Source organism: Anaerobacillus alkalidiazotrophicus, from assembly GCF_001866055.1.
Map to the genome: position 1 here is coordinate 51,822 of NZ_MLQS01000027.1, position 16,678 is coordinate 68,499.

A 16,678-nucleotide genomic window follows, 5' to 3' on the forward strand; every position below is an offset into this window, starting at 1 on the left:
TCATTTTCTCACGTACTATTATTATATAGTTAACGAATAATTATTATTGTTTTCATTTATCAGAGTTAGGAAAGGAAGAATAAATAATGAATGTAACAATCGTAAAAAATGAAGAGCAATTAAAAGATGCTTATGAAGTCCGAATGAAAGTTTTCGTAGATGAACAAAAGGTACCCGCTGAAGAAGAAATTGATCAATTTGAAGAGACTGCTACTCATTTTGTTGTTTATGACCTAGAAAAGCCTATAGGTGCAGGACGTCTCCGACAGTTAGACGGATTCGGAAAAATAGAAAGAATTTGTATTGAAGCGGACTACCGTGATAAAGGAGTCGGAAAGCTGCTTATGGAAGCAATTGAAATAGAAGGGAAGGAACTAGGGTTTACGGATTTTAAATTGAATGCGCAAATTCAAGCAACAGGATTTTATAAAAAACTTGGTTATGAAGTTACTTCTGGTGAGTTTCTTGATGCTGGAATACCTCACGTTACAATGAAAAAAAGTGAAAAGAGTTAGCTTTTCGCTTTTTTCATGCTTACATTTCACTAAGTAAATCATATCATTCCAATATCTACTCAATTCATGCATGATTTTCTTGAAAGTCCGTAATAATAAGGATAATTAATCATGGACAAGGCCACTCTAAATCCTCGTAATGAAAGGATTTTACTCATGGATAAAAAGAAAATAATCATTTTTTCAGTATCATTTGGAAATGGACATAATCAAGTATCAAATGTATTACGCAACCATTTAAAACGAAAAGAATTTGATGTTGAGGTTATCGATACGTTTGATGTCATTAACAAATTATTCCACAAAGTAGTTCTAGATAGTTATTTAAAATTGATTCGTTTTCGACCAAGTTTATGGGGAAAGCTTTATCAGTATTCTGAGGAAAATCCCAATTCAATTTTTTTAAAACAATTTAATGCTTTCTTAACAAACAAACTATATCGTACTTTAGAAGAGAAAAAAGCAGATACGATCATTACAACACACCCAATAGCAACAACCTTACTCGCTAATGTTATTAGAAAAAGGAAAGTACCTGTTCAACTATTTGCTTTACTCACTGATTTTGCTGTTCATCCAATGTCTGTACACCCAGAGGTACATGGATATTTTATTGCTTCAGAACATTTACGCTATTATGCTAAATTGTACAAGCTTAATGAACAACTGTTTTATCCTACTGGAATCCCTACATTAAAAGAAAATTTACTACAGATTTCCAAAAAACGATTACGTAAGAAATTGCATTTAGATGATAATAAAAAAACAGTCTTAATAGCGGGCGGTGGGGTTGGATTAGCTAAGTTTACGAAGATTTTATCAGGTTTAGAAGCATTTGATGAACAGTTACAAATTATCTGTGTTACTGGAGTTAATAAGCGTGCGATGCAAAAGGTTAAAAGGCATGAGAGTAAACACCAAATTCGCGTCCTAGGTTTTACTAATTTATTTATGGAATACTTAAAGGCAAGCGACGTTATTTTAACAAAGGCAGGTGGAGTCACGATGTCTGAGGCCTTAGTTTGTGAAACACCTATCCTTATTTTCCAACCACTTCCAGGACAAGAGGAACAAAATAGTCAGTTTTTAATGAACTACGGAGCCGCAATAAAAGCTGAAGTAGTTGAGGAAATTCCAGTATTACTTGAACGTATCGTATTTAATGATCATTACCATAGTATTATGACGGAAAATGCAAAAAAATTGAAACAACCTAATGCCGCAAAAGAAATAACTGAAATAATTACTACAAGTGCCGAGAAAATTCAAGAAATGGAAAACAGTTTTGGTGTATAGAGGGGTTTCCCTCTATACACTCGCATCAATAATATACCCTTTTCCCGTAAGTTCACAAATCAATTTTCGATTCGTAAATTTTCTTCGATTATACTCATTTTTTAGAATGGTATGATTTATCTGTTTTTGTTGTTCATTCAATACTTCATGAAACTTACTCTTTGCAACTGCTGAAATTGGTTTAATACTTGGCTGATCATAAGGGATTCGGTTTCCATACTGAAATAGTTGTTCGTTACGGATTGGTGGAATATACCCCATAATTATCACCTCTGAATTCGTTTTTTAAAACAAATTCTTATTCTTCTATACCCCATTTCCTGAACATAGTAGTAATAAAATTCGAAATTTTTATATGAGTTATTTCTATTAATATGCGTCCTTCCCTTACATGTTTCTTATTTTTTTGCTATAGTTGTTTAGTAGTTTTTTTATGTTTAGAAAATGTTTTTCAGCTGAGTGAGTTTCATCATGACCAAAACCAATCTGCATAAATCTATAACTAGTTGCCAACGGTTTATCGCAACTAGTTATAGTATCTTAGTGGAGTGAATTATGAATGTTGAAATTCATTAATCTAGTGGAGGTATTCCATGCAAGTAGCTTTTTATCAAGATAGCATCATTAACTTAACGAAGATTAATCGATCACAATTACAAAAACTTTATTTATCGAGCCAAAGGGGCGAACTGACTTGTCCTTGTTGTCGCCAAAATGTAAAACTAAGTGTAAGTATTCATAAGCAACCTTATTTCATCCATCCAGCTCAAATGTTTCAATGTCTTGATACAATCGCAGCTTTAGAAAAAAATTCAGTAGAAGAGTCCCTAAAATCAGTTGGTAGCTTTACGCTTCCTAGTAAACGAGAAATAAATAGTAATGTAGCTACTGCAACTAAAGCGAGTATCGATAGTTGGCAAGATCCTTATGTCGTCCGTAGTATACCTCCGTTTCAAAGTAGGCCACCACAAAATGAAAAAAGTCACCCTGACTATCTTTTAGATCAAAATCAATTGGAAGCTGTTTCTACAACTGAAGGTCCTCTTCTTGTATTAGCTGGTGCTGGTAGTGGGAAAACTCGTGTGCTGACGACTCGAACCGCCTATATGTTGACGGAAAAAGAGATTCCTTCAAACCGCTTACTGCTTGTGACATTTACAACAAAAGCCGCTAAAGAGATGAAAAGTCGAATGGCTGCCTTCAAAGGAATTAACAAAAGTGACTTAGCCTCACTTGTAGTTGGTACGTTTCACAGCATTTTTTATAAGATGCTAATGCATCATCAAGGCCCTCAATGGCAACCTAGCAAACTGTTAAAGTGGGATTGGCAACGAGAGCAAATCATTAAAGAAGCTTCTAAAGAACTAGGCATTGATGAAAAGGAATTCCCTTTTGACCAAGCTCTTTCTCAAATTAGCTTCTGGAAAAACAGTATAATACTTCCTACCCATGTAAAACCTGAAACCGATTGGGAGGAAAAAGTAAAATTTTTATACGAGCGATATGAAGACACAAAACGTAAAAACGTTCACTTTGATTTTGATGATATGTTACTAGGTTGCTTTCAACTACTAACTGAAAATGAGACTTTATTACGAAAATACCAAGAACGTTTTTCTTATATTTTGGTTGATGAGTTTCAGGATATTAATAAAGTTCAATATGAAATTATTGCACTTCTTAGTAAACAATCGAAAAATTTATGTGCGGTAGGTGACGACGATCAGTCGATCTATAGTTTTAGAGGAAGTGACCCTTCTTATATCTTAAACTTTGAAAATGATTTTCCAGGTGCCAAAGTAATCACACTAAATTGTAACTACCGTTCGCATCACTCAATTGTATCGAGTGCAGGAAACGTAATATTTCAAAATAAAAAAAGAAGAGACAAAACAATTTTTGCAGCACGTGATAGCGAAAATCGACCAATTCAGTTTTTCCCTTATGATGAAGAAGAAGAAGCGACCATGATTGTTACTGATATTAAAGAAAAAATTGAAAACGGGGCAAAACCGGGAGATTTTTGCATTTTGTATCGGACAAACTCATCTTCTCGTGCAATCTTCGAACGACTTGTAGCTTCAAGCCTTCCTTTTCATATTGAACAAGAAGGCGATTCATTCTACGTTAGAAGAACCGTACGAAAGGCATTGGCTTACTTAAAGCTTAGCTATAATCCTGATGATCAAGAGGCGATAAAAGAATTATTAGGGGCAATGTTTATCAAACAATCTAGTTTAAGAGATTTAAAAGCATTATCAATTTTAAACGATTGTTCTTTGTTGGAAGCAATGACAAAGCTTACTGATATTCAGCCTTTCCAACAGAAGAAATTAAAAAAAATGATCCCTCTATTTAAGCAACTTCACAAGTTTACAACGGTAGAAGCTCTAGAATGGGTCGAAAAAGAAATGGGGTTAAGTGATTATATTAAAAAGCATGGCAATGAAGGAAATGTCATTGATAAAGGATCCGATGATTTACGCGACCTTAAAGTAGCAGCAAATAGCCACGATCGGATAAGTGATTTTCTAAGTCATGTTGATCATATGATTGCAAAAACAAAAGAATTAAAAGATCATTCCGGAAACAAAAATAGTATTCAACTTATGACAATACATCGCGCAAAGGGATTAGAATATAAAACAGTCTATGTTTTAAGTGTCGTTGAAGGAGCATTACCACATGATTATGCACTAGAGGCGTTTCGTGAAGGTAACATGGCACCAATAGAAGAAGAACGGCGATTAATGTATGTCGCTGTTACACGAGCTATGGATGGTTTATACCTTTCAGTTCCTCAAAAAAGACGCGGAAAAAAGACTCACTCATCTCGATTTATACGAGATATGAATACGATTAAACTATAGGCATACAGTTTTTGGTGCGTTGCCTTTTAATGAAACAACCATCAGGTATATAGCGGTCCTGATGGTTGTTTCTAGAAGGAAAGCGCAAGCGCCTTGGTCACGAGCGAAAGGCACTGGAAGGCCTTTTCGGAAGCCGCTCTTTGGCTTCCGAAAAGGACTGAAGTGACCGAGCTCGTAGGCGCTGAAGCTAGACAGTTTCAAAGTTAGAAATTTATAAATTCTGATACTAGAAGATAAGCAAATTCACTCTCTTTAGGAAATATAAATTAGGCTTAATATCTTTTAGAACATACTAAAGCCAACTTAGCTCAGATTTATATCCATGACCACCCTTGTTTTTTTTCATTTGTAGATGGTTGGTCCTTTTTCTCATCTGTAGCCTTTGGTTCTTCTGAACTAGTAAGTGCTTGTTTTTCCACCTCTGTTGGTTGAGCTTTCACTTGTGGTCTTCTTATAAATACTAGATCATTCCAAGCTGCAAAAGGATTTCTCGGTTGAGCAATTTGCGTTGCTTCTTCCTTTACTTCTTCTGTAACTTCAGGCTTTATTTCTTGCTTTTGCTTTTCAACCTTTTTTGTTCGTTTCTTTTTCACCTTTCAATTCCTCCTTACACGAATAATTCTTCTTTGCCACAGTGATGTTTTTTTACCTTCGAAGATAAAAAAACAATTTAATAAAGAAACCTATATTAACTTATGCAAACTCGTTTTTAGTGTGCAAAATTTCTATATCCTCCCTATCATTCTATTAATCAATTTTACATACTCTTTTTCCGAACCAATGTCATAGCGTTCACCGTAGATTTCGACACCATAACATTTCTCTTCCATGACTAAAGCCTTAATTGCATCGGTTAGTTGTATTTCCCCACCTGCTCCCTTCCTTACTGTATCTAGAAAAGAAAAAATCGATGGTTCAAAAATATATCTACCACTAACTGCCAAGTTCGAAGGGGGAGAGCTTTTAGGCTTTTCAACAATATCAACAACTTCATACAATTTCTCCGCTAGCTTCTTCTCTTTAATGACCCCATAATTGACTAAGAGATCTTTCCTTACTTTTTTCAAAGCAACTAATGAAGACTGATAAGTATGATAAGCTTCAACTAACTGTTCTAATGCCCCTTGTTTCGGACAAACAAAAATATCGTCAGGAAGTAAAACCGCAAAAGGTTCTGACCCGACAAAATGCTTTCCAAGCTTAATAGCATCACCTAATCCTTCAGCATATGGTTGACGAACATATTGTATATGAATATTAGGAATGGCACCTCTCTTTAATAAATATTGCTTATTCTTTTTTTCTAAAAATGCTTCTAGTTCAAGTGAACGATCAAAATAATCTAAAATCATATTTTTGTTACGCGAAACAACAATTAAAATCTCTTCTATTCCCGCTCTTATCGCTTCTTCAACTATATAGTGAATGGCTGGTTTCCCAGCGATTGGAAACATTTCTTTCGGGATTACTTTCGTTATTGGTAAGCTTCTAGTACCATAACCAGCTGCGGGAATGATTGCTTTTGTTATTTTTTTCATTTCAACTACCTTCCCTCTTTACCTTGTCACTACTATATATTTATTCGTTAGATACCTGTCCGAAACTTGTCTATATAGAATAAATAAGGTTTATTCATTCGCTCATTAGGGATTAACCCATTTTTCTTCCTTTCCTTTATGATTCAAGCACGGTTTTGATAAATTCTAATACGATATAACAGCCCTATTTATTTACCTAGAAAAACATGACTTGTAATCGAATAGCAATGCCAAATTCTTTTTTAAACTTTAGTGAATTTCACTCACTTAATAAAGTTTTGATAACAATAGATAGTTCGAATGTAATACCGATCGAATGGAAAGGGGATTAAGATGAAAGTATGTGTGATAGGAACTGGGTATGTAGGCCTTACAACCGGAACAGTACTCGCTGATTATGGCCATGACGTGTACTGCATTGATAAAGACCAACATAAACTTTCCTTGTTAAACAAAGGAAAAATCCCAATTTATGAACCTGGTTTACAAGAGATGGTTAATCATAATAAAGTTGAGGGTAGACTCCACTTTTCTAATAACCTTAAACAATCCGTTAATGAATGTTCAGTTATCGTTATAACAGTTGGAACGCCCCCAAACGAAGATGGCAGTCCAAATTTGACCTTTTTCCAGGAGGTAATTAACGATCTTAGCGAGTATTTGACTAGTCATAAAACAATTATTGTCAAAAGCACTGTTCCACCAGGAACAAATGAATGGGTTGAACAAATGTTGCTTGAAAAAGGCTTACAGCCTCAATTATTTGATATTGTATCAAACCCCGAATTTTTAAGAGAAGGTTCAGCTGTTCACGATATGCTCTATCCAGATAAAATTGTCATTGGAATCAAACGACCCGAACCGATAAAAACGTTACAAACTCTTTACTATAATGTAAATGCTCCTTTTATTATTACATCATTAACAGGCGCAGAATTAATCAAATATGCCTCAAATGCTTTTTTAGCTACGAAAATTTCGTTTATTAATGAAATTGCTCGGATTTGCGATGCGTACCATGTTGACATTAAAGACATTTCATTAGGGCTAGGAACTGATCCACGTATCGGACCACTTTTTCTTAATGCTGGTTTAGGGTACGGTGGTTCCTGTTTCCCAAAAGACGTTCAAGCACTCCAACATGCAGCGCTAAAAAAGAATATTGTCCCAGAGATTTTAAAGGCTGTTCAACAAGTCAATGATACACAAATTGATTTATACTTTGAAAAACTAGTCAATGAACTATCAACTGTGAAAAATAAGAAAATAACCGTTTGGGGTTTAGCCTTTAAACCAGAAACTGATGATACTAGATTCTCAAGATCCCTTCGTTTCATTGATAAGCTTGTATCTGCAGGAGCAATTGTCCACGCCTATGATCCAATCGTCCATTTCACTAACCAATCCCTTACATGTCATACAAATATTTACGAATCAATTGTAGATGCTGATGCTGTCATTGTGGCCACAGAATGGAGTGAATTCAAAAACATCAATTGGAAAAAAGTAAAAGACATCATGAAAGGAAACGTAGTTATTGATGGAAGGAATTTCTTAGAACCGCAAGCATTGAGAAAGTATAATATTAAGTATATTGGGGTGGCGCGCCCATGAAAATAATTGTAACAGGAGCTGCTGGATTTATTGGCTCTCATTTATGTGAGAGACTATTAGCTGAAGAACAACATCAAGTCATTGGAATTGATGGGTTTATCAACCCTCTTTTAAAGTCTATTAAACAAAGAAATCTAACCGCATTACTTCAACATCCAAGGTTTACATTTGTCAATGAAAACCTATTAACCATCGACTGGAAAAAAATCCTCATAAATGTTGATGTTATTTACCACCTAGCAGCAATGCCAGGTGTTCGTTCAAGTTGGGGGAAAGATTTTGATCCGTATGTTTCAAACAATATATCGGTTACGCAAAGGTTACTAGAATCTTGTAGAAACGTCCAAATAAAAAAATTAATCTATATCTCTACTTCATCTATTTACGGAGAAGTCCATGGTAAAGTAACTGAAGATCGCAAACCTTCACCCTTATCTCCGTATGGAGTAACCAAACTAACCGGGGAATATTTGTGCAAAGTTTATCAGAAAACAGACAACATTCCGGTTACCATCCTTCGCTACTTTACGGTGTATGGACCTAGACAACGTGGTGACATGGCTTTTCACCGTTTTATTTTGCATAAACTGCAAAACAAACCGATCCCAATCTATGGAAGCGGAAAACAAACGCGTGACTTTACGTATGTATCAGATTGTGTTGAAGCAACTGCTCAAGTACTTCATGCAAACAACGTCATTGGAGAAACGATTAACATTGGCGGGAAAGAACGGGCATCAATTTTGGATATTATCTCCATACTTGAAGACATCTTAGGCGAAACAGTAGAAGTAGAGTTCAAAGAAAAGCCACGCGGCGAGCCAATGCATACTTGGGCAGACGTCACGAAAGCTGAAAAACTACTTCACTACAAACCGAAGATTTCTTTAGAAATAGGCTTGCAACATGAGCTAGAAGATCTTAAGAGATTGTATCAGGGGGGAGGGTAATGAAACTTGCCTTCATATGTACGGAAAGTCTCCCCTCCCCCGCCATAAAGGGTGGCGCGATTCAAATGATGATTGATGGAGTCACACCATTTCTTAAAAAAAAGTTCCAACTAACAATTTATTCTGTTACCGACCCTGAATTACCTAAATATGAGATGAAGGATGGTGTCGAATATATTCGATACCCTCTTGATCAATATGTAGAAAAGATAGCTGAAAATCTTAAAAAGCAACAGTTTGACATCATCCATGTGTTTAATCGCCCAAAAAATGTCCCCATTTATAAAAAATCATCTCCGACTAGTAAAATCATCTTAGGTCTTCACAATGATATGTTCTCAGAGGTGAAAATTTCAACCCAACTCGGAAAAGAAGTTGTTGAAACAGTTAATCAGATTGTTACTATAAGTAATTATATTAAAGAAACGATTGTATCTCGTTTTGGCGAAGCGAACCAAAAAACCAAAGTCGTATATTCAGGTGTAAATTTAGATGATTATCCACCATTATGGTCCGATAAAGGAAAAGAAATTAGAAACATTTATCAAAATAGATTTAATGTTGAAGATAAAAAGATCATCTTTTTCTCTGGAAGACTGACAAAAAATAAAGGGGCTCACTTGTTAATCAAAGCAATGAAAAAAATTGTGAGAAAATATCCCGACACATTCCTAATTATAACAGGTGGAAAGTGGTTTAGTGATGATGTGCCAAATCGTTATATCGAGTATTTATATCGTCTAGCTAAACCTATTGAAAACAAAGTCCTTTTCACAAAATTTATCCCAGCCCATGAAATTCCAAACTTATTTTTAATGAGCGATATATTTGTATGTAGTTCCCAATGGCAAGAGCCATTAGCACGTGTCCATTATGAAGCGATGGCTGCTGGCTTACCAGTTATTACAACGAACCGTGGTGGTAATGCAGAAGTCATTTCACATTTGTTTAACGGGTATTTAGTGAAGGAATTCAATAAAGTCAATTCATACGTTAAAGCCATTGATTATTTTTTAGAAAACCAAGAGTTTTCTTCTTGGATAGCCAGAAATGGAAGAGCCTTTGTAGAGGCGAATTTTCAATTCCATCATGTTGCAGATCGCCTTGAAACAGTTTATCTTACTTGTTTAGAAGAAAAAAATAATTCTAATAACTTGAACAAGGTGTAAGACCTGATTATCTTACACCTTGTTTTTTTATTCAATTCTTTAAGTTGGGACAACTTTGTGGAAACTTAAACGACCACCCGCTAAAGCAGGTGGATTTGGACATAAAATGTCGACGACTAAAGTCGTTTCTTAAGACTGAAGTCCTCTCAAAGTCCAACATGCTTAAGCAAACTAAAATTTGACTAAACTCATTCTTCAATCCTAAATATGTCGTTCTTTTCTTCATTAAACTGGTTTGCAATATAATTTCTAATTGTTTCTTCATCCACATTTCCTACTGTGGCACAAAAATAACCTCTTGCCCATAAATGTTGTCCCCAATATTTCTTTTTCAGTTCAGGAAATTGATCCTGGAGTAGCCTAGAGGATCTTCCTTTTAGGTACTGCATAATTTTACTTGGGGCAAGACTTGGTGGACATGATAACAATAAGTGGATGTGATCTTTTCCAACACTTCCTTGTAAAATGGTGATGCCTCTCGCTTCGCATCCTTGCCTGATTAGCTCTCGTGTTCTTATGGCAATCGGACCATATAATACTTTATATCTGTATTTTGTTACCCAGATTACATGATATTTGATATCATAAACTGCATGACTATTCTTTTTATAGCCGTCCATACTTTTCACCTCACAACTTAAGTATGGACATNGTGGACATGATAACAATAAGTGGATGTGATCTTTTCCAACACTTCCTTGTAAAATGGTGATGCCTCTCGCTTCGCATCCTTGCCTGATTAGCTCTCGTGTTCTTATGGCAATCGGACCATATAATACTTTATATCTGTATTTTGTTACCCAGATTACATGATATTTGATATCATAAACTGCATGACTATTCTTTTTATAGCCGTCCATACTTTTCACCTCACAACTTAAGTATGGACATCGAAGTGTAAGGCTAAAAGCGTATACCGTCTAAAGACGGTGGAGTTAGACCACGCATTTGGAAATTAACATCCTCTGATTGTTATGAAGTTTATTTTCGTTTTCTGTTTTTTCTACCCCTTTTTCTTTTCTCCACTTTTATTTTAAACCACGGTTTTGCTGGTGGATTGTCGTGACAAACAAAAATCTTCTTCTTCGGTACTATTTCTTCCACTTCTTCTACTACTTCAGTTTCTTCAGTAACCCCTTCTACCTCTTCAACTACTTCATCGTTGTTTGTCTCTTCCTTATCAACTTCTTCAATTTCTTCGATAACCTCTGCTTCCTCTTCAACTCCTTCATCGTTTTCTTCTTTTGCTTCGTCCATTTCTTCTAGATCATTCAGTTCTACTTGTTCTATAGTTTCTGCTATCTCTTCATTTTTCTCTTGTGTAAATTCTAATGGTAAATCTTCTGTTGTTTTGGAAGCTAAATCGATTATTTCTTCATTTTCTTCCTTCACTGCATTGTCTGATCCAATCGGAGCATTATTTTTCATTTTATCTTCCATTTCCTCCCAAACGGAGGAAATATTATTGACAACCCGGTTCCAATTATACTTTTCTTCCGCAAGCTTTCGTCCGTACTGCCCCAATTCTTTACATAAGTTTGGACTAGAAATTAACTGGGATATATAGTTTGCAAATTCAGTTGGATCTTCTGGATTTTCAACGACAAATCCATTTTTATTTATTTCAATTACTTCTGGATTACCACCTCTTGCCGTCGTTATGATTGGCAAACCAGCAGCCATTGCTTCATAATGAACACGAGCTAGTGGTTCTTGCCATTGTGAAGGACAAACAAAAATGTCAGAAGCTACAAACCAGTATTGAATTTCATCAGGAGATACAAATCCAGTCGTAATAACCGGTACGCTTAATCGATCGGCTAACGCACGAACATAAGCTACGTAGTCAGTTATTTCATTGGTGCTGAACCATTTACTTCCTACAATAACTAATGCTATATTTGGATGCTTCTTTTCTAATTCAGGTATGGCTCGAACGAGGACATCAGCTCCTTTATTTGGTGAAAGTCTACCTGCAAATAATATAACTTTCTTTCCTTCAAGATTATGAGCTCGTCGTACAACATCTTTAATTTTTTTTCCTTTCTCAGTATAAGCAGGTACAAATCGCTCCAAATCAACACCAGAATAAATCGTTTGTAATTTAGGCTCGGCTTCTGGGTAGAGCTCAATGATTGCCTGCCCAATATAATTACTAATCGTGATGATTTTATCGACTTGACTTATTGCCACTTTCGCTTCTTCTGGCTCAATTTTATCACGTTTAAACATGTCGTTATGCATGCTTAAGACGATCCGTGATTGAGGTGCTACTTCACGTACAGGGCTAACTAAACGAGGCCGATTAAATATGTGGATTAAGTCAAAAGATTGATCCTTAATATAGTTTACAACGCCCTCTCGATAGATTTCTAATAGCTTTCCTGGAACACGGACATAATGAATACCATCTTTTGTCTCTGTTTCTGGTAATGAAGGATCTGTAATACCCAAAATTGTAATATCATGGTTTTTACTTAGTTCCGGAACAGATCCAGCAATATACGTTTGAATTGCCCCTCCTCGTATGGGTGGAACTGGTAACTTTTCAGTGCATATGATCAGGACTTTCATGAAGATTTACCTCCTTTCCAGTCTTCCTTGAGTTGCTCAATAACCTGCCATTTTGTTTGATCAATTTGGACGATGCGATTTACTAATGCTTCTAATTCGCCATCCATAAATACGGTTGGTTCAAACAACATTTCTTTTACGTTTTTATAAAATAAGTTCGGCAAGCACATATCGATGATCAAAATGTCAAAGAGTTCATCTTCAATCGGATTCGCTTCGTGATAAGCATTAATCATTGCTTTGGCCCAAGTAAAATCCCAAGCACCTAAATCATCCATCGTACCTGTAATTAATTTTCGTAAATCTCGAATAGGTAAATCGTAGGCTACTCCATCTAGGTCAATGATCCACATGCCATCTGCACCTTTTTGCCCATTTGACCATCCATAGTCCTGATGAACAAGACCCCATTCTTTATTTCCTCTTGCGACGAGATCATTGTAAGCCGATTGTTCAAGAAGTTGCAATGCTTTTACCGCTTGCTCTTCAAACATATCGATGACTGATAAAATAGTTGAACTTGCTGGCATTTCACTATAAACTTTAGCAATATCTCGAAACCACTCCATTTTTTTTACCACTTTTTTGTATGTTTTAGGCCAACGAAATAGTCTTGATGCATTTTCAGCCCCTTTTGGAGGTGTATAACCTTTAGAAAGACGGTGAAATTCCCCTATTGCAGAACATAGTAATTTTGCTCCTTCTAAGTCTTTTGTTACTTGTTCTAGTGGCTCAATCCATTCAGCAACAAACCAAAGTTTCCCCCCCATTTCAACAAAGTTTTCTCCCGATTTCGTTTTAATTAATGGTGGTACTTTGGCGTTCTTCTCTACAACTAAATACTCTTGTGCGCCTAAACTAAATAAACTTCTTGTTGGTCTACGGTGTAAAATTTTTAAACTCATCGGACCTTTATCTGTGTTAATTTTCCAAATAAGGCCACCCTTATCAGCTTTTGTAGTAATTACTTCCATGTGACTAACCGTCATATCATAATAGGTAACTACTTGTTGCGCCATTTCCTCAATATAAGATGGGACATACAAGTCTCCAAGAGTTCCATCTAAATCCCAAGGAGTAATTAATTGTTCTTCACTCATTTTTTCCCCTCCTGGTTACTAATCTAATAATTACTATATTCAACAGATGAAAACGTGGATGGATATTTATCACGAAAATAGGAAAATTACTCATTTTCTTCACTTCTAATTTGTAGATCTCAGTCATATATAGGAAAAGGGCACATTTTTTGTGAAAAGCAAAAAACACTTCCTAAATGTCCTAAACTCCAAACTGTTAAGGGCATATGTTAAGAAGGGTATAACAAACCAAATCATTTCAAGGAGGACAAAAAATGAGTAAAGACATTCAAGAATTAACGGTTGAACTTGAGTTTGAAAATGGGGAAAAATTTGAATTACACTTTGAGGAAGAAGAGCTAACACTCTACAAAAAAACAGATGCAGGTGATGAAGAAATAAATAACGACGGAAAAGTCTTCCCTACAGACTTTATGGATAAATTGTCAATTTCTTCTGATATGGATGCAGAAAAAATCTCAGAAAAGGTTGTTGCTGCATTAGGTGACGATTCATTTATCGAAGCAGATATTGAAGTCGTCTTCACTGACGGTTCAGAAGTTGAATTTAAGATAGAAGCTGAGGAAGATGATGAGGAAGACGAAGCTGAGGAAGATGATGAGGAGGACGATGAAGAAGACGAATAGGTAAAAAATTGTGATAGTATCAATTAAATAAACGAATGAAAGCTAAGTTTAGACGTCCGATCATTACATCGTCTCTACTTAGCTTTTACTATTGTCTTTATCATTGATCATCAATACTAATAGTCTTTTAGACCATTTAGTCTTACTATACTTTTTGGAACTAAAATATTTTCACTACATAAAATATGAATGGCAATTATCAAGTTTATTAGTAAATCTTCACTAATTGATGGTAAATCAAATGTATAATTTTTGGAGTGATTTGTTGTGATTAGAAATGACTCCCGTAAGATCACTTGTTTTCTATCTGATAAAAACGGCAACATTTTAAATCCCTATACGGACAATGCAATTACGTATCAAGAAATTTCACCGCCACATAATCGATCTAAAAAATCATTCATAGCCCATGGGAAAACAATCTCACTTGCTAAAGTACTCATTGCAATAAGTGGATATATCGTACTTTCATCTGATGGAAAAAACTTTTCAAGTCCCATAGCATTTAGTACTATAAAACGACTTTACCTTTATGCTCCAAAGCAAACTCAGTTACACTTTACTGTTAATAAATTTTCTTGTGTTGCAATCCCTACCTCTACTACGAACAAGCAGTTCCTTGATCAAATAAAGATCTTCATTAATCTTGACACTATTGTTGATGTTGAAGCGAAAAATACCATTTGTACTCCAGGAACACAACCATATTCACAATTATCACAAAATCAAACAAAAAACCATTGTATCAATATCAATCAAGTTTACGACTCTGTATCGTTTCAAACTAATGTATGTATTTACCATATGGCAACCAAGATAAATTCAGTTGTTTATCAGTTTAATTGTTTAAGTGATGGTCAAAAAAATACGTATACAAATAATGATGAGTTAACAATGTATGGTAACCAAGGCATACTAGATCCTAATAAATGTTCTTATTTTCAAGTATTTATTAACGGGATATTACAGCCGAAAATCATCTACAAAATTGAAAAAAGAAAACTTACTTTAAACACGATTGATGTTCCACCAAAAGGAACACCGATTATGATTAAATTTGTTACGTATTATGATCCTGACAGTAAAATTTTACAAGGTGTGAGTTATCAATTTAATACAATTTCTGACGGAGTAAAGAAATCATTTACTAGCGACGATAAATTAGTTGAATATGGTGATCAAGGCATCCCTGATCCTTCTTTTGTCTCTTACTTTAATCTTTATATTAACGGAGTATTACAACCGCATACAAACTATATGGTACAACAAGGAGTTCTTACGTTAAGAACGGATGATATTCCACAAAAAGATGTACCAATTATTCTTGAAGCTATAAGTATTTATTCACCAAACTATGAACTCTTAATAGGATGTACTTCCCAATATAATACCATTTCCGATGGGGTAAAAGAGATTTTTACCAATCAAGACGAGCTTACTATGTATGGAGAGGAAGGCATTCTTAACCCAAACGAAGTATCTTCAATAAATCTATTTATTAACGGGGTAATACAGCCAGAGCTAAATTACCATGTTGAAATCGGTCTACTCACCTTGCTTACAGAAGATATTCCACATCAAGGTACACCGATCTCACTACAATTTATAACCCTAATTCGTTCATAAAATGATGAAAACCTATTTTATGTGAAATAAGGCATACAACCTATGACTTACTCATATGGATTTGAGTAAACTAAATGGAACAAAAATAAATTATAGAAAGGTTAGATAGTATGCCATTAAGGATAATGAAATTATATGTTTCTGCAACAACAGAAACCGATGTAGCACCTGATGTTACTCGCTTTTTCTATGAAACAGAAGCCAATATTACAAATACTACTTTAAGTATTGATGCTGCTGACTTTGAAGATGATACTGGCGCTGCAGCAACAGCCCTCCCAGAATTAGCTACTGATAACTCTTACTACAATGTATATATAAACGGTGTATTACAAATGGAAGGTATTAGTTCATATACGGCTGGTGCTACTGCAACAGGTAAACTAGAAATTACTGTCGGTGAGAATGAAACTATTCCTACAGGCACACCAATTGTCCTAGAAGTTACAAACTTTGCTCCAGATTCTGAGACAACAGTTACTACGTAATTATTAATAAATAAGAAAAAAACAAACCCTAGAGAGTTGTTATCTACGTAAATAATTTAGAAAGGGCTGGGACAAAACCACCTCTTAGATGAAAAAAGCCGGTGAAATTTTACGACGAGTAAAATTTCACCGGCTTTGATTATTTTTAATAAAAATAAGGACCACTTCTGATAAAATAAAGTTACCATACCAAATTTCAACAGAAAGAAGGGTCCTTATGTTTAAAGATTATAACATGAACCAATTAGTTTTGCCTTTAGATTTAGAAGTAAAATTACAAAAAAATGATATTGCCTTCCATGTCCACCATTT

The 16,678-nt window shown here is 35.0% G+C and carries 15 protein-coding genes and 1 pseudogene; 9 read left to right on the forward strand and 7 right to left on the reverse strand.

The window, feature by feature from the left end; genetic code table 11:
• Positions 1-86: 86 nt before the first annotated feature.
• The gene (locus tag BKP45_RS15825) at positions 87-515 is read left to right on the forward strand and encodes a GNAT family N-acetyltransferase (RefSeq protein WP_071390668.1); all 429 of its coding nucleotides are present in this window, start codon (positions 87-89) and stop codon (positions 513-515) included.
• 111 nt (positions 516-626) lie between these two features.
• Positions 627-1,811 carry an MGDG synthase family glycosyltransferase gene (locus BKP45_RS15830; protein ID WP_071390669.1) on the forward strand — a complete coding sequence of 395 codons (1,185 nt, stop codon included), beginning with the start codon at positions 627-629 and terminating at the stop codon, positions 1,809-1,811.
• A 12-nt stretch (positions 1,812-1,823) separates the two neighbouring features.
• Here BKP45_RS15830 and BKP45_RS15835 read toward each other — a convergent pair whose 3' ends face one another.
• A complete protein-coding gene (locus BKP45_RS15835; RefSeq protein WP_071390670.1) occupies positions 1,824-2,072 on the reverse strand; it encodes a hypothetical protein in 249 nt (82 codons plus the stop codon).
• A gap of 332 nt (positions 2,073-2,404) precedes the next feature.
• Between BKP45_RS15835 and BKP45_RS15840 the strand changes: the two genes are divergently transcribed.
• On the forward strand, positions 2,405-4,681 hold the full coding sequence (locus BKP45_RS15840; RefSeq protein ID WP_071390671.1) for a UvrD-helicase domain-containing protein: 2,277 nt from the start codon (positions 2,405-2,407) through the stop codon (positions 4,679-4,681).
• A 314-nt stretch (positions 4,682-4,995) separates the two neighbouring features.
• Here the strand turns inward: BKP45_RS15840 and BKP45_RS15845 are convergent, their stop codons facing one another.
• Complete coding sequence (locus BKP45_RS15845) at positions 4,996-5,274, reverse strand: hypothetical protein (protein WP_071390672.1); 279 nt, start codon at positions 5,272-5,274, stop codon at positions 4,996-4,998.
• A 132-nt stretch (positions 5,275-5,406) separates the two neighbouring features.
• Entirely contained in the window at positions 5,407-6,219 is an 813-nt protein-coding gene (locus BKP45_RS15850) for a UTP--glucose-1-phosphate uridylyltransferase (protein WP_071390673.1), read from the reverse strand.
• Positions 6,220-6,552: 333 nt separating this feature from the next.
• Between BKP45_RS15850 and BKP45_RS15855 the strand changes: the two genes are divergently transcribed.
• The 3 genes from BKP45_RS15855 to BKP45_RS15865 are packed head-to-tail and all read left to right on the forward strand — an operon-like array spanning position 6,553 to position 9,952.
• Positions 6,553-7,833, forward strand: a complete 1,281-nt coding sequence (locus tag BKP45_RS15855; RefSeq protein ID WP_071390674.1) for a UDP-glucose dehydrogenase family protein — start codon at positions 6,553-6,555, stop codon at positions 7,831-7,833.
• Positions 7,830-8,783, forward strand: a complete 954-nt coding sequence (locus tag BKP45_RS15860) for an NAD-dependent epimerase/dehydratase family protein (protein WP_071390675.1) — start codon at positions 7,830-7,832, stop codon at positions 8,781-8,783. Before BKP45_RS15855 ends, BKP45_RS15860 begins: the two co-directional genes overlap by 4 nt.
• Positions 8,783-9,952, forward strand: a complete 1,170-nt coding sequence (locus BKP45_RS15865; protein ID WP_071390676.1) for a glycosyltransferase family 4 protein — start codon at positions 8,783-8,785, stop codon at positions 9,950-9,952. The genes BKP45_RS15860 and BKP45_RS15865 overlap by 1 nt, the downstream gene beginning before the upstream one ends.
• Before the next feature lie 188 nt (positions 9,953-10,140).
• Here BKP45_RS15865 and tnpA (BKP45_RS23095) read toward each other — a convergent pair whose 3' ends face one another.
• The 4 genes and pseudogenes from tnpA (BKP45_RS23095) to BKP45_RS15880 form a co-directional block, all read right to left on the reverse strand.
• Positions 10,141-10,572, reverse strand: a complete 432-nt coding sequence (tnpA, locus tag BKP45_RS23095) for an IS200/IS605 family transposase (protein WP_071310300.1) — start codon at positions 10,570-10,572, stop codon at positions 10,141-10,143.
• 12 nt (positions 10,573-10,584) lie between these two features.
• Positions 10,585-10,812 (reverse strand): annotated as a pseudogene (tnpA, locus tag BKP45_RS23100) (IS200/IS605 family transposase); the annotation flags it as partial.
• Positions 10,813-10,933: 121 nt separating this feature from the next.
• Entirely contained in the window at positions 10,934-12,526 is a 1,593-nt protein-coding gene (locus tag BKP45_RS15875) for a glycosyltransferase family 4 protein (protein ID WP_071390677.1), read from the reverse strand.
• The gene (locus BKP45_RS15880) at positions 12,523-13,626 is read right to left on the reverse strand and encodes a CotS family spore coat protein (protein ID WP_071390678.1); all 1,104 of its coding nucleotides are present in this window, start codon (positions 13,624-13,626) and stop codon (positions 12,523-12,525) included. Before BKP45_RS15880 ends, BKP45_RS15875 begins: the two co-directional genes overlap by 4 nt.
• A 254-nt stretch (positions 13,627-13,880) precedes the next feature.
• Between BKP45_RS15880 and BKP45_RS15885 the strand changes: the two genes are divergently transcribed.
• The 3 genes from BKP45_RS15885 (at position 13,881) to BKP45_RS15895 (ending at position 16,366) form a co-directional block, all read left to right on the forward strand.
• Positions 13,881-14,252: a hypothetical protein gene (locus BKP45_RS15885; RefSeq protein ID WP_071390679.1), complete on the forward strand. Its 372-nt coding sequence runs from the start codon at positions 13,881-13,883 to the stop codon at positions 14,250-14,252.
• A 267-nt stretch (positions 14,253-14,519) separates the two neighbouring features.
• Complete coding sequence (locus BKP45_RS21755) at positions 14,520-15,878, forward strand: DUF4183 domain-containing protein (protein WP_084788037.1); 1,359 nt, start codon at positions 14,520-14,522, stop codon at positions 15,876-15,878.
• Positions 15,879-15,988: 110 nt separating this feature from the next.
• Positions 15,989-16,366 carry a DUF4183 domain-containing protein gene (locus BKP45_RS15895; protein WP_071390680.1) on the forward strand — a complete coding sequence of 126 codons (378 nt, stop codon included), beginning with the start codon at positions 15,989-15,991 and terminating at the stop codon, positions 16,364-16,366.
• The last annotated feature ends 312 nt before the right edge of the window (positions 16,367-16,678 follow it).